Raw genomic sequence first — 14,397 nt, forward strand, 5'->3', positions numbered from 1 at the left:
ATACACCTGAGCACACGGACCCCGACTGCGCAGGTTTTCAGTGCCGTAGTCGGAAACTAGGAGACATTGTGTCGGCTCATGGTGGCAAGAAGGCAATTCTGGCGGCCCTCGGAGCCAATGCCGGAATTGCCGTAGCCAAGTTCGCCGGATTCTTGATCACCGGATCGTCGTCGATGCTCGCCGAATCGGTGCACTCGGTGGCCGACACGTCCAATCAGGGTTTGCTGCTCCTGGGGCAGAAGAAGGCAGAACGTGACGCGGATCAACTGCACCCGTTCGGCTACGGGCGCAACCGATATTTCTATTCGTTCGTCGTTGCACTGGTGCTCTTCACCCTCGGTTCGCTGTTCGCGATCTACGAAGGCATTCACAAGATTCAGCATCCGGAAGAACTCAATTCGGCTTTCGTGGCAATCGCGATCCTGTTCATCGCGATCTGCCTGGAGGGCTACAGCTTCCGGACCGCAGCGAAGGAATCACGACCGCTCAAGGGAAATGCGTCGTGGTGGAACTTCATCCGAACCTCTCGTAGCCCGGAACTCCCGGTTGTGCTGCTCGAGGACACCGGCGCATTGATCGGTCTCGTCCTTGCACTCGGCGGCGTCGGTCTCACGATGGTGACCGGAAATCCGGTCTTCGACGGCATCGGAACTCTGTGCATCGGTGTCCTGCTCGGCATCATCGCGGTCATTCTGATCATCGAAATGCAGTCGCTGCTGATCGGTGAGGGCGCAACGGCGGTGGAGACCGAACTGATCCTCAACGCCCTGGTCGACGGAACTCGTATCGAACGCGTCATTCATTGCAAGACGCAGTACCTCGGTCCCGAGGAGATCCTTGTTGCTGCCAAGGTTGCGGTGCCGATCGGATCGACGATCTCGGACGTGGCGACGGCGATCGACGAGGCCGAGTCTCGCGTGCGCGCTGCAGTGCCTGCGGCGCGGGTGATCTACCTCGAGCCGGACCTGGATCGTCTCAGCGCAGGAGATCGCCCTGAAACAGATCTACAGGCTCCCGACAAACCCTGAACAAAGCTGCGCCTGCGGGCTTAGGCTGATGCCATCTCTCTACTTGCCCATGGTGGGACCTGCTGGTCCCCAGCAAGGAGGCGGCAATGGCTGTCAAGGACGAGCAGGCCGGATCTGGACGGTCGAAGCTGTTTCGAACCAAATCGATCGAGCAGTCCATCAAGGACACCGACGAGCCGGAAACCAAACTCCGGAAAGAACTGAACTCGTGGGATCTCACGGTGTTCGGTGTCGCAGTCGTCATCGGTGCGGGCATCTTCACACTCACGGCTCGGACGGCGGGAAATGTCGCCGGGCCGTCGGTCTCGCTCGCGTTCGTCATTGCCGCCATCGCCTGCGGACTGGCAGCACTGTGTTACGCCGAATTCGCGTCGACGGTCCCGGTTGCCGGTAGCGCGTACACGTTCTCGTACGCGACGTTCGGCGAATTCGTCGCCTGGATCATCGGCTGGGATCTCATCCTCGAATTCGCCTTGGCGTCTTCGGTGGTCGCCAAAGGCTGGTCGCTGTACCTCGGCGAAGTGATGGGCTCACGCAGCCCGATCGTCGAGTTGGGGCCGATATCGTTCGACTGGGGTGCGGTGCTGGTGATCGCTGTCATCACGATCCTGCTCGCGACCGGCACAAAACTCTCGTCGAGGGTGTCACTGGTGATCACGGCGATCAAGGTCGCGGTGGTGTTGCTGGTGATCATCGTCGGTCTGTTCTACATCGACACCGACAACTACTCGCCGTACATTCCGCCGTCGGAGCCGGGCTCGACGGGAGAGGGCATCCACCAGTCGTTGTTCTCGTACGTGACCGGGGCCGGTGGCAGCACGTTCGGGTGGTACGGATTGCTCGCGGCAGCCAGTCTGGTGTTCTTCGCGTTCATCGGCTTCGACGTCGTCGCCACGACGGCGGAGGAGGCGAAGGAGCCGCAGAAGGCGCTGCCACGCGGCATCCTGGGTTCTCTCCTGATCGTCACGGTTCTGTACGTGGCGGTGACACTGGTGCTGACGGGGATGGTGAAATACACCGAGCTCGAGGGCGATACCTCCAACCTGGCAACGGCATTCGCTTTCCACGACATCACGTGGGCGAAAAACGTCATCTCGTTCGGCGCTTTGGCCGGTCTCACGACAGTGGTGATGGTGCTGATGCTCGGGCAGACCAGGGTGGCACGCGACGGTCTGATGCCACGACGCCTGGCACCGACCGGCAAGCACGGAACCCCTGTGCGGATCACGATCTTGGTCGGCGTCGTGGTCGCGGTGCTCGCCGGCGTTTTTCCTATCGGCACCCTCGAGGAAATGGTCAACATCGGCACACTGTTCGCTTTTGTTCTCGTCTCGATCGGGGTTCTCGTGCTCCGTCGGACGCGTCCCGACCTACCTCGCGGATTCAGGGTGCCGCTGGTCCCGCTGGTCCCGATTCTGGCCGTCCTCGCGTGTCTGTGGCTGATGTTCAACCTGTCGGTGGAGACCTGGATGAGGTTCGTGGTCTGGATGGCCCTCGGCGTTGTCATCTATTTTGCCTACAGCAGGCAGCATTCGATGATCGGGAAGCGTGAACGCGGCGAAATCGAGTAGATGTACAAAGTTTATGATTTGTCTATCACTTGTACAAAATCAGTAGTACTGTCTACCTCATAGTGAACTGACTCACAGTTTTCGGGTCGGTCCGAATCGAGGAGGTAGACCGTGTCGACGCACGTGGACTCGCAATCCGGCCAGACGCTCCCGCCCGAGCAGTGGCGTGACAAGAAGAGATACCTCTGGCTGCTCGGCCTCGTGCCGCCGACGGCGGTCTTCATCGCCGTCGGATTGGTCGCGTTGTTCAACAGTCTCGGATGGAATGCGGTCTCGCCGGTGTGGTGGTGGATCGGGCCGCTTCTCGTCTACATCCTGCTCCCGATCCTCGACATCTTCTTCGGCCCGGACGGCGAGAATCCGCCGGACGAAGTGATGGAGCGCCTCGAGAACGACAAGTACTACCGGTATTGCACCTACATCTACATACCGTTCCAGTTGGTCAGCCTGGTCCTGGCCTGCTACCTCTGGTCGGCGACCGATCTGTCCTGGCTCGGAATCGACGGGGGACTTGGGCTGATCTCCAAGATCGGTCTGGCGATCAGTATCGGTTGTGTCGCAGGAATCGGGATCAACACCGCACACGAGCTCGGTCACAAGAAGGACGATCTCGAACGCTGGTTGTCGAAGATCACTCTGGCGCAGTCGTTTTACGGCCACTTTTACATCGAGCACAATCGTGGACACCACGTGCGCGTCGCCACGCCCGAGGATCCGGCGTCGTCTCGCTTCGGTGAGAGCTTCTGGACCTTCCTGCCGCGCAGTGTGTGGGGATCTCTGCGCTCGTCGTGGTCCCTGGAAAAGGCCAGACTCGATCGACTGGGTAAGAAGCCGTGGACAATTCGCAACGACGTCCTGCATTCGTGGTTGATGTCCGTCGTACTGTTCGGTGTCCTCGTCGCCGTCTTCGGCCTCTCGGTACTGCCGTTCCTGGTGCTGCAGGCCGTGTTCGGATTCTGTCTGCTCGAAACCGTCAACTACCTCGAACATTACGGACTGAAGCGTCGTCGTCTGGACAGCGGGCGGTACGAGCGTGCAGCACCGGAGCACAGTTGGAACAGTGATCACATCTGCACCAACATCTTCCTGTATCACCTCCAGCGTCACAGCGATCATCACGCGAACCCGACGCGTCGTTATCAGACGCTTCGAAGCATGGACGGTGCGCCCAACCTGCCCAGTGGGTACGCGAGCATGATCATCCTCGCCTACGTTCCACCGCTGTGGCGAAAAGTGATGGATCCCAAAGTCCTTGCGCACTACGGCGGCGACATCACCCGCGTCAACGTTCAGCCGTCCAAGCGTGATCGCATCCTTGCTCGGTACGGAGCAGCGTGATGAGCAGCTATCGATGCCCGGTCTGTGAATACGTCTACGACGAATCGAAGGGTGCACGACGAGAAGGGTTTCCGGCGGGCACGCCGTGGGATGCCGTGCCGGACGACTGGTGCTGTCCGGACTGCGGCGTGAGGGAAAAGCTGGACTTCGAGCCGATGCCGGCAACGGCGGGGAGTGAATCATGAACGACTACAAGCTGTATCAGTGCGCGCAATGCGGCTTCGAGTACGACGAGGCAGTCGGCTGGCCGGAGGACGGTATCGAACCGGGCACTCGCTGGGACGACATTCCCGAAGACTGGAGTTGCCCGGACTGCGGGGCGGCGAAGAGCGACTTCTTCATGGTTGAGGTCGAACGACGGTGAGATGCGTCGGCGTCGAACGGACCTAGGTGCGGCGGTAGTGTCGTCACCATGACTTCGACGCCCACTCGTCTGCCGCAGAAAGAAGCGTCGCGCCTGCTGCTGCGTACGTCGGTGCTCGATTCGATGCGTGAGTTGTTGACCGAGCGCGACTGGTCCGAGGTGACGCTGACGGTTCTGGCCAAGCATGCCGGTGTGAGTCGTCAGACGCTCTACAACGAGTTCGGCTCGAGGCAAGGGCTTGCCGAGGCGTACGCGCTTCGCCTTGCTGACGGCTTCGTCGACGCGGTGGACGAGGCCATGGTGGCGAACGACGGACGTGCAGTCGAGGCGTTGACGGCGGGTTTCGGATCGTTTTTCGCCTCCAGTGCAACCGACCCGTTGGTGATCTCTCTGCTCACCGGTGAGGCCAAGCCGGACCTGCTTCGCCTGATCACCACCGACAGTGCGGTCATCATCGAGCGCGCGTCGTCGCGGCTTGCGGAGAGTTTCCAGCGAGGGTGGATTCAGGCGTCACCCGCCGACGCCGGAATTCTGGCCAGGGCGATTGCGCGTCTCGGGCTGAGCTACATTTCGATGCCGCCGGAGTCCGAGGCTTCGGTGGCGGAGGATCTGGGCATACTGCTCGGGCCGTTCATCGACGTGGCGCGCGAGGGCCGCGCAGTAGAGGGGCGGGCGGGAGAGGGCGTCTAACCGATAGCCTGGTACACCGATAGGCTTGTGCAGAGTATGCACGTCAACCAGGAGAGGCAGATGACGACCTCAGTTTCAACAACGCCCGTGGCCGAGAGCCGTAACGGCATCGACTTCAAAGTTGCAGATCTTTCGCTCGCGGAGTTCGGTCGCAAGGAAATCCGTCTGGCAGAGCACGAGATGCCCGGCCTCATGGCGCTTCGTCGCGAATACGCAGAGGTGTTGCCGCTCAAGGGCGCTCGCGTTTCCGGCTCGCTGCACATGACCATTCAGACCGCGGTGCTGATCGAGACGCTGACCGCGCTCGGCGCCGAGGTCCGCTGGGCTTCATGCAACATCTTCTCCACGCAGGATCACGCTGCCGCCGCCATCGTCGTCGGTCCGCACGGCACCCCGGAAGAGCCCAAGGGCGTTCCGGTTTTCGCCTGGAAGGGTGAAACCCTCGAAGAGTACTGGTGGGCAGCCGAGCAGATGCTGACCTGGCCGGGTGAGCCTGCCAACATGATTCTCGACGATGGCGGCGACGCCACCATGCTGGTGCTCAAGGGCGCACAGTTCGAGAAGGCCGGCGTCGTCCCGCCGACGGACGACGACCAGGATTCCGACGAGTACAAGGTCTTCCTTGCACTTCTGCGTCAGTCCCTCGAGTCCGACAAGGGAAAGTGGACGGCAATCGCCGAGTCCGTCCAGGGCGTCACCGAGGAGACCACCACGGGCGTTCTGCGCCTGTACCAGGTTGCCGCTGCCGGTGAACTCACGTTCCCCGCTATCAACGTCAACGACTCGGTCACCAAGAGCAAGTTCGACAACAAGTACGGCACGCGCCACTCGCTGCTCGACGGCATCAACCGCGGCACCGACGTTCTGATCGGCGGCAAGGCTGCGCTGGTCTGCGGTTACGGAGACGTCGGCAAGGGTTGTGCCGAGGCACTTCGCGGCCAGGGCGCTCGCGTCGCGGTCACCGAGGTCGACCCCATCAACGCCCTGCAGGCGCTCATGGACGGCTTCGAGGTCAAGACAGTCGAGCAGGCCATCGGCTGGGCCGACATCGTGATCACGTCCACCGGTAACAAGGACATCATCACGTTCGAGCACATGAAGGCCATGAAGCATCAGGCCATCCTGGGCAACATCGGTCACTTCGACAACGAGATCGACATGGCCGGCCTCGAGAAGTCCGGCGACGTCACGCGGATCAACATCAAGCCGCAGGTCGACGAGTTCACGTTCGCCGACGGCCACTCGATCATCGTGCTGTCCGAAGGCCGCCTGCTCAACCTCGGCAACGCGACGGGCCACCCGTCGTTCGTGATGAGCAACAGCTTCTCCAACCAGGTCATCGCGCAGATCGAACTGTGGACGAAGCCGGACGAGTACGACAACGAGGTCTACCGCCTCCCGAAGCACCTCGACGAGAAGGTCGCCAAGATCCACGTCGAGGCACTCGGTGGCACGCTGACCAAGCTCACGAAGGATCAGGCAGAGTACATCGGCGTCGACGTCGAAGGCCCGTACAAGCCCGAGCACTACCGCTACTGACCCGGTGATTCGTCGCTGAGGATGTAGCGTCCGCCGTCCCCCGGTCTGCGCAAGCAGGCCGGGGGATAGGCTTGTCCGCCGTGGGAACACTGGTGGCATTGGAAGGCCTCGACGGCGCTGGAAAGCGAACGTTGATCGGCAAAGTGGAGAGCGAACTCCGCCGCGGCGGCACGTCGATCGCGACTCTGGATTTTCCGCGGTACGGGAAGTCGATCCACGCGGATCTTGCTGCCGAGGCACTCAAAGGATCGCACGGAGACCTGGCTGAATCCGTGAACGCGATGGCAGTCCTGTTCGCCCTGGACCGCGCGGGTGCGGCGGATCGGATCTCGGACCTGTTGTCCGCCAACGACATTGTTCTCCTCGACCGCTACGTGGCGTCCAACGCCGCCTACAACGCGGCGCGCGCGCATCAGGGCGTGGACGGCGAGATGGTCGCCTGGGTCCGTGAATTGGAGTTGGGTCGACTCGCTCTTCCCGCTCCCGATCTGCAGTTGTACCTCGACGTACCGGTAGCGCTGGCCGAGCAGCGTGCCCGCTCGCGTGAGGCCGAGGACGCGTCGCGTCAGCTCGACGCCTACGAGCGCGACGGCGGCCTGCAGGCCAGAACCGGTGAGCTCTACAAGCAGTTGGCAGCGACGGACTGGGTCTCGCCCTGGTGGATCGTGGGGCCGGAGACGGACCCGGCCGAACTGGCGCGCAGGCTCGCGGATTTCGCGTGATCGGTCACCCTTGCGGCCGGGATTCGAACTTTCCGGCACAGTAGAGGGAAAGACGCGGCACGCCGCACGGCCTCGTAACGGTCTGATTCATCGCTCCGAGATGCAACGATAGGGATATGAAACCAAGGATTCTGGTTGTCGACGACGACACGGCACTCGCCGAGATGCTCACGATCGTGCTGCGTGGTGAGGGTTTCGATCCCTACGTGGTAGGCGACGGAACCCTGGCGCTCGCGGCAGTGCGTGAGACCCGGCCCGACCTCGTCCTGCTCGATCTCATGCTTCCCGGAATGAACGGGATCGACGTATGCCGGGTTCTGCGTGCGGATTCCGGCGTGCCCATCGTGATGTTGACGGCCAAGACCGACACCGTCGACGTCGTGCTCGGCCTCGAATCCGGTGCGGACGACTACATCATGAAGCCGTTCAAGCCGAAGGAGCTGGTGGCGCGGGTGCGTGCTCGCCTGCGCCGTACGGAAGAGGAGCCGGCCGAGCTGCTGAGCATCGCCGACATCGTGATCGACGTTCCGGCACACAAGGTCAGCCGCGGCAGCGAGCAGATCTCGCTCACACCACTCGAATTCGACCTGCTGGTCGCATTGGCGCGCAAGCCGCGCCAGGTGTTCACCCGTGAAGTCCTCCTCGAGCAGGTGTGGGGATACCGCCACGCCGCCGACACCCGCCTGGTGAACGTGCACGTTCAGCGTTTGCGCGCCAAGGTCGAAACTGATCCCGAGAATCCCGAAGTGGTTCTGACGGTCAGGGGGGTCGGCTACAAGGCCGGACCGCCGTGAGCGGAGTCTCCAGGTGGCGTCGTCGTCTCAACCGACGGCTGACGCCATTTCTGCGGTGGTGTCACTCGATGAGCAACACCCTCGCGCACACGTGGCGACGCTCGCTCCAATTGCGAGTGGTCGTCTCGACTTTGACGTTGTCCTTGATCGTCATCGTCATTCTCGGTGTCGTGCTGACCAGCCAGATCACCGATCGGCTGTTGGAAACGAAGATCACCGCGGCGACCGAGGAAATGGACCGAGCCCGCGGCATCGTCGAAGACCAACTCGCGGGCGTCGACGATTCGACGGCGCTCAACGTTCAATTGGAAAGCGCTGCATCCGGACTGACGAGCCGTCGAAACCAGACCTCGGGCCAGGCCTCCGGGTCGGCCGGCACCTTCGACCCGGTGCTCATCGTGCCAGGGGACGGGCCGCGCCAGCCGACGAGTTCGGGACCGGTCGATCAGATCCCCGACAACCTTCGCGAGTTCGTCAAACGCGGCCAGATCAGTTACCAATTCGCGACGGTGTCCAACCCGAACGGTTACTCCGGACCCGCGCTGATCATCGGTAGCCCCACCGCGTCGTCGATATCGGGACTCGAGCTGTATCTGATCTTCCCGCTCGCCAGCGAAGACCGAAGTCTGTCTCTTGTTCGAAGCACCCTGCTGATCGGTGGAGCCGTGTTGCTGGTGCTCTTGGCGGCGATTTCGCTGTTGGTTGCCAGACAGGTCGTGCTTCCCATCCGATCGGCCTCGCGAATCGCAGTGCGTTTCGCAGACGGCCGACTCAAGGAACGAATGCCGGTCCGCGGCGAGGACGACATGGCGCGCCTGGCCATGTCCTTCAACGAGATGGCCGAGAGTCTGTCCAAACAGATCACCCAGCTGGAGGAGTTCGGCAGTCTCCAGAAACGCTTCACCTCCGATGTCAGCCATGAACTCCGCACACCTCTGACCACGGTCCGGATGGCAGCCGACCTGATCTACGACGGCAGCGAGAACCTCGACCCGATGCTGCGTCGGTCGTCGGAACTGCTTGTCGCCGAGCTGGACAGGTTCGAGGGGCTTCTGGCGGACCTCCTCGAGATCTCCCGCCACGACGCCGGTGTCGCGGAACTCGCATCCGAACAACTCGACGTGCGTATGTGTGCGCGAGCGGCCGTTTCCACAGTTCGCCATCTCGCCCGCGAATCCGGCACCGAACTGATCGTGGACATGCCCGACGAGCCCGTCATGGCAGATGTCGATCCGCGCCGCGTCGAACGCATCCTGCGAAATCTCCTGGCCAACGCCATCGACCACGGTGAGGGGAAGCCGATTCTGCTTCGCCTTCGCGCCGACGACAATGCCCTCGCCTTCATCGTCCGCGACAGTGGCGTCGGGTTGCGTCCGGGCGAGGAGAAGTTGGTCTTCAACCGGTTCTGGCGATCGGACCCGTCCCGCGTGCGCCGCAGTGGCGGCACCGGACTCGGCCTCGCGATCAGCGTCGAAGACGCGAATCTGCACGACGGCAAGCTCGAGGCCTGGGGCGAACCGGGAGTCGGCGCCTGCTTCCGGCTGACGCTCTCGCGCACCCGTGGCAAGAAAGTCGTGTCGAGCCCACTGCCTCTCAAGCCGACGACCACAAAGTTCGTCCGCACGCCGAGCGAAGCCGACATCGTCGCCGATACCGTCGGCGAGGTCACGTCGTCCCTGCCGACTCCGCGCGAATCGGACTCGCGGAACGAGTCCAACGGTGGGGATCGATCATGATCGGAACCCGCCGCCGTCTGGCACTTCTCGCAACAACGCTCAGCGTGCTGTTGCTGACCGGCGCGTGCGCGAGTTTGCCGGAATCCTCCTCGCCGCAGGCAATCGGAACTCTGGCAACCGCTGTGCCCGGAACCTCCGTCGAATCACCGGCATCGGGGCGAGAGCCGGACCTGCTGGTACGTGACTTCGTCAAGGCGAGTACCGATCCGTCCAACCGGCACGCCGCAGCCCGTCAGTACCTGACCAAGGACGCTTCGGCGCGTTGGGACGACGCGGCAAGTGCTGTCATCGTCGACAAGGTCGATGTGCTCTCGGTTTCTCGAACCAGCACCGAAGCCGTCTACACGATTCGTGTGAACAAGGTCGGTCGCCTCGACCCGGGAGGACTGTACGTTCCCGAAGAGGGCAGCTTCGAAGCGAGGATGACCCTGGCGTTGACCGACGGCGAATGGCGGATCAGTGATTTGCCTCCCGGCGTGATCATGGAGCGTCCGCAGTTCCTCGGCGCTTACCAGCGGAAGTCGTTGTTCTTCCTCGACCCCACCAGCCAGACGGTCGTCCCCGATCTTCGCTGGATCTCCGGCGGGCAGGACCAGGTGGCGGCTCAGCTGATCGGTCTGATGATCGACGGACCGAAGGCAGCGCTGGCGCCGGCTGTGCGAAACGAACTGGGCAATGGCGTGTCGGTGATCGGTCCGATCACCAAGGCCGACGGTAAGCCGGGACAGGTCGGAGTCGGTCTCGGTGGTGTGCGCATCAACTTCCGCCTTGACAACCCGATGGATGCTGCTACTCGCGGTTTGTTTGCAGCACAGGTCATTTGGACGCTCGCCAACGCCGATGTGGCAGGGCCGTACGTTCTGGAGATCGACGGCGAACCGCTGGACGCGGCTCATGCCGACGGCTGGACCACCGCCGACGTCGCATCCACCAACCCACTGGCCACCACGAGTGCAACCGTCGGACTGCATGCACTGCGCAACGGTTCACTGGTGAGTGTCACCGAGCAAGAGGCGACTCCGGTGCCCGGTTTCGCGGGCAATGCGGGCAACCTCACGGCGGCTGCTCTCTCACGGGACGGCAAGTTGGTGGCAGCCGTCGCGGACACCGCTCGGCCGGATCCCGGCACAAGATTCGACTTGTCGCTCGGGACATACGGCGAAGGGTCCGTTCCGGTACTCGAAGGCAGCGCCATCACCAGGCCTTCGTGGGAGCTGGACAACAACGCGGTCTGGACGGCTGTGAACGGCAATACCGTCGTTCGGGTCGTCCGTGAACCAGGCACCGGCCGGGTGTCGGTCACCAACGTCGACGTCGGGGCCTTGACGTCGGTCGGTTCCACGATCTCGGAACTGCGTCTGTCGCGGGACGGCGTGCGAGCGGCGATGATCATCGACGGCAAGGTCTACCTGGCTGTGGTCGTGCGCACCGCCAGCGGGGTCTATGCCCTGACGAGTCCACGCGCAGTGGCCTCCGGCTTGGGCAGTACCGCGCTCTCACTCGACTGGAGCAACAGCGACACCATCGTGATCGCGCGCAGTGGAGCCGACATACCGGTCGTCCAGGTCGCGATCGACGGCTCACGAATGGACGCGCTGCCGAGTGGAAACCTGACCGCTCCCGTCACCTCCGTGGATGCGTCGCCGACCACCGAGTACGTCGCCGACGCGCGTGCGGTGTTCCAACTGAACAACAACGACCCCGCCGGGGATCGCCGCTGGCGTGAGGTGACCGTGCTGACCGGACAGAAGGCGATTCCGGTTCTGCCTGGCTGACGTCTCTGCGCTCTGGTGAATGTCTGCGCTCTGATGCATGTCGGTGCTCAGGTTCATGATTCGGCCATGGGGGACAAGAAATTCGGTGCCGGTCTGCTCGACCTGCTGTTGCCACGCGAGTGTGGTGGGTGTGGCCGCTCGGGGACTCTGTGGTGCGGTGAGTGCGCGGAACTGCTGCGCGATCATCCGCTTCGACTGAGTCCGCGCGTGGATCCGGGCGTGCCCGTCTGGGCACTCGGCCGCTACGACGGCCCCAGGCGGCGCAGTGTGATCGAGATGAAGGAACGGGGTCGTCGGGACCTCGCGATGCCTCTGGGGATCGCTGTGGCCGACGCGTTGGCCACTCTGGAACGGTGGGGCGAGCTCGGCAGCGGGGGTCGTCCGCCGATCGTGCTGGTGCCGGCTCCCACGCGCGCCCGAGCGGCGCGATCTCGCGGGGGTGATCCGGTTCGCCGGATAGCCGAAAGTGTGCGCGGAAAGCGGGAAATTGGTTCTGTCGCGGGGCGTCCGGTACGTGTCTGTCCGATTCTCCGGATGACGCGAGGTGTACGTGACTCGGTGGGACTGTCCGCGGCCGACCGGGTGACCAACGTGAACGGTCATGTGTCTCTCGACACCACTGCGATCTCTTCGATTGCCGGGGACAGTGACATCGTCCTGCTCGACGACGTCCTCACCACGGGAGCGACTGCGGCAGAGTCGGTTCGGGCCCTCTCGCTCCGTGGGATTCGGACAACTCTCGTGCTTGTCCTTGCAGGGGCTTAGATGAATTTCGTTGGAACAGTGGCACTCGCGCGCGTTACGTACTAGCGTCGGCGGCACACCCGAAAATACTGGTAGGAGGTGGTACTTCGATACTGGTGCCGGGCGGATCCCCTCTCGGTACTTGCAGAATTTGCCGCCGCCCACCGTGGGGCGGGGCCGTAATTGGGAGGTACGAGTGACGACCCCTTCGCAAGCCTCGTTTTTCATCGAGGACGCCACCATCGAGCGTTCCGAGAATGCCGCAGCTCCGAGATCCGACGTCGTAGTCAAGGGACGAAATGTCGAGATCCCCGATCACTTCCGAATCTACGTTTCGGAAAAGCTGGCGCGACTCGAACACTTCGACCCCTCCATATTCCACTTCGACGTGGAACTCCAACATGAACGCAACCGACGACAGGCCAAGAGTTGCCAGCGCGTCGAGATCACCGCTCGAGGTAAAGGCCCGGTGGCCCGAGCCGAAGCGTCCGCAGACAGCTTCTACGCCGCCTTCGAATCGGTGATCGACAAGCTCGAGAGTCGCCTCCGTCGAACCAAGGACCGCAAGAAGGTCCATTACGGCGACAAGCGACCGGTGTCCGTCGCGGAGGCAACCGCCTCCCTCGTCGACGCAGACTCACTCGGAGTCACACCGGACATTTCGCTGAACGGTCAAGAGCCGGACGAGTACGACGGCCCGGGACGCGTGGTCCGCACGAAGGATCACCCGGCCGAGCCGATGACCATCGACGACGCTCTCTACGAGATGGAACTGGTCGGACACGACTTCTTTCTCTTCCATGACAAGGAGTCGGACAAGCCGTCCGTCGTCTACCGTCGTCACGCTTTCGACTACGGATTGATCCGCCTGACATGACCCAATCGGTGGTGGGTTTGCTCGCTCGCCGCCGGTAGCGCCTACCATGGAATCCGGCCGGAGTTTTCGGACCCCGGCCGGATTTTCAGTGTGTGACCCCCTGTCGCCGAAGATTGAGGACGAAGAAGACTGTGCCGTCGCTGTCGCTATCGAAGCTGCTCCGTGTTGGTGAAGGTCGCATGGTCAAGCGGCTCAAGCACATCGCCGAGCATGTGGAATCTCTGTCGCCCGATGTCGAAGGCCTGACAGACGAGCAACTCAAAGCCAAGACCACCGAGTTCCGTGAGCGCTATGCCGCCGGGGAAACTCTCGACGAGTTGCTGCCCGAGGCTTTCTCCGTGGCCCGTGAGACGTCGTGGCGCGTGATCAATCAGAAGCACTTCCACGTGCAGATCATGGGTGGCGCGGCCCTGCACTTCGGCAACGTCGCCGAGATGAAGACCGGTGAGGGCAAGACTCTGACGTCGGTTCTTCCGGCTTATCTCAACGCGATCGCGGGTGACGGCGTCCACGTGGTCACCACCAACGACTACCTTGCCAAGCGCGACTCCGAGTGGATGGGCCGCGTTCACCGCGCCCTCGGCCTCGAGACCAGTGTGATTCTCTCGGGCATGACGCCGGCCGAGCGCCGCGTCGCCTACGCAGCCGACATCACGTACGGCACCAACAACGAGTTCGGCTTCGACTACCTGCGCGACAACATGACGCACTCGCTGGACGACCTGGTCCAGCGTGGCCATGCGTTTGCCATCGTGGACGAGGTCGACTCGATCCTCATCGACGAAGCCCGAACCCCGCTCATCATCTCGGGCCCGGCCGACGGCTCCAGCAAGTGGTACAGCGAGTTCGCGCGCATCGCGCCGCTGCTGAAGAAGGACGTTCACTACGAGGTCGACATCCGCAAGCGCACCATCGGTGTGCACGAGGCGGGCGTCGAACTGGTCGAGGACCAGCTCGGTATCGACAACCTGTACGAAGCCGCGAATTCGCCGCTGGTGAGCTACTTGAACAATGCGATCAAGGCCAAGGAGCTCTACACCAAGGACAAGGACTACATCGTCCGCGACGGTGAGGTCATCATCGTCGACGAGTTCACCGGCCGCGTGCTGGTCGGCCGCCGCTACAACGAGGGCATGCACCAGGCGATCGAGGCCAAGGAGAAGGTGGAGATCAAGGCGGAGAACCAGACCCTTGCCACCATCACCCTGCAGAACTACTT

General features: G+C 62.8%; 13 protein-coding genes and 1 pseudogene. All 14 read left to right on the forward strand.

The features are described 5' to 3' along the window. The first annotated feature begins 68 nt into the window (after positions 1-68). Positions 69-1,028 (forward strand): cation diffusion facilitator family transporter, encoded by a 960-nt coding sequence (locus RWT78_RS22000; RefSeq protein ID WP_064688947.1) that lies wholly within the window; start codon positions 69-71, stop codon positions 1,026-1,028. A gap of 86 nt (positions 1,029-1,114) precedes the next feature. Beyond that, positions 1,115-2,599, forward strand: a complete 1,485-nt coding sequence (locus RWT78_RS22005) for an amino acid permease (protein ID WP_314680736.1) — start codon at positions 1,115-1,117, stop codon at positions 2,597-2,599. 111 nt (positions 2,600-2,710) lie between these two features. Next, entirely contained in the window at positions 2,711-3,937 is a 1,227-nt protein-coding gene (locus tag RWT78_RS22010; protein WP_030535014.1) for an alkane 1-monooxygenase, read from the forward strand. Next, positions 3,937-4,122, forward strand: a complete 186-nt coding sequence (locus tag RWT78_RS22015; RefSeq protein ID WP_314680739.1) for a rubredoxin — start codon at positions 3,937-3,939, stop codon at positions 4,120-4,122. Before RWT78_RS22010 ends, RWT78_RS22015 begins: the two co-directional genes overlap by 1 nt. Continuing rightward, positions 4,119-4,301 (forward strand): rubredoxin, encoded by a 183-nt coding sequence (locus tag RWT78_RS22020; RefSeq protein WP_003940894.1) that lies wholly within the window; start codon positions 4,119-4,121, stop codon positions 4,299-4,301. The genes RWT78_RS22015 and RWT78_RS22020 overlap by 4 nt, the downstream gene beginning before the upstream one ends. 48 nt (positions 4,302-4,349) lie before the next feature. Continuing rightward, on the forward strand, positions 4,350-4,991 hold the full coding sequence (locus tag RWT78_RS22025) for a TetR family transcriptional regulator (RefSeq protein ID WP_003941024.1): 642 nt from the start codon (positions 4,350-4,352) through the stop codon (positions 4,989-4,991). A 60-nt stretch (positions 4,992-5,051) separates the two neighbouring features. Then, positions 5,052-6,530 (forward strand): adenosylhomocysteinase, encoded by a 1,479-nt coding sequence (gene ahcY, locus RWT78_RS22030; protein WP_003940766.1) that lies wholly within the window; start codon positions 5,052-5,054, stop codon positions 6,528-6,530. An 80-nt stretch (positions 6,531-6,610) separates the two neighbouring features. Next, a complete protein-coding gene (locus RWT78_RS22035) occupies positions 6,611-7,252 on the forward strand; it encodes a dTMP kinase (protein WP_064112583.1) in 642 nt (213 codons plus the stop codon). A gap of 116 nt (positions 7,253-7,368) precedes the next feature. Further along, the gene (gene mtrA / locus RWT78_RS22040) at positions 7,369-8,046 is read left to right on the forward strand and encodes an MtrAB system response regulator MtrA (protein ID WP_003941013.1); all 678 of its coding nucleotides are present in this window, start codon (positions 7,369-7,371) and stop codon (positions 8,044-8,046) included. Then, a complete protein-coding gene (gene mtrB, locus RWT78_RS22045; protein ID WP_019747781.1) occupies positions 8,043-9,782 on the forward strand; it encodes an MtrAB system histidine kinase MtrB in 1,740 nt (579 codons plus the stop codon). Before mtrA ends, mtrB begins: the two co-directional genes overlap by 4 nt. Next, positions 9,779-11,557 (forward strand): MtrAB system accessory lipoprotein LpqB, encoded by a 1,779-nt coding sequence (gene lpqB / locus RWT78_RS22050; protein ID WP_003940768.1) that lies wholly within the window; start codon positions 9,779-9,781, stop codon positions 11,555-11,557. Before mtrB ends, lpqB begins: the two co-directional genes overlap by 4 nt. Before the next feature lie 33 nt (positions 11,558-11,590). Continuing rightward, positions 11,591-12,322 carry a ComF family protein gene (locus tag RWT78_RS22055; protein WP_314680744.1) on the forward strand — a complete coding sequence of 244 codons (732 nt, stop codon included), beginning with the start codon at positions 11,591-11,593 and terminating at the stop codon, positions 12,320-12,322. Between the two features lie 175 nt (positions 12,323-12,497). Beyond that, positions 12,498-13,178 carry a ribosome hibernation-promoting factor, HPF/YfiA family gene (hpf, locus tag RWT78_RS22060; RefSeq protein ID WP_003940893.1) on the forward strand — a complete coding sequence of 227 codons (681 nt, stop codon included), beginning with the start codon at positions 12,498-12,500 and terminating at the stop codon, positions 13,176-13,178. A gap of 131 nt (positions 13,179-13,309) precedes the next feature. Continuing rightward, positions 13,310-14,397 (forward strand): annotated as a pseudogene (locus RWT78_RS22065) (preprotein translocase subunit SecA); the annotation flags it as partial.

The organism is uncultured Rhodococcus sp. (assembly GCF_963525155.1).
In the GTDB taxonomy this organism is placed as follows: Bacteria; Actinomycetota; Actinomycetes; order Mycobacteriales; family Mycobacteriaceae; genus Rhodococcus_F; species Rhodococcus_F qingshengii.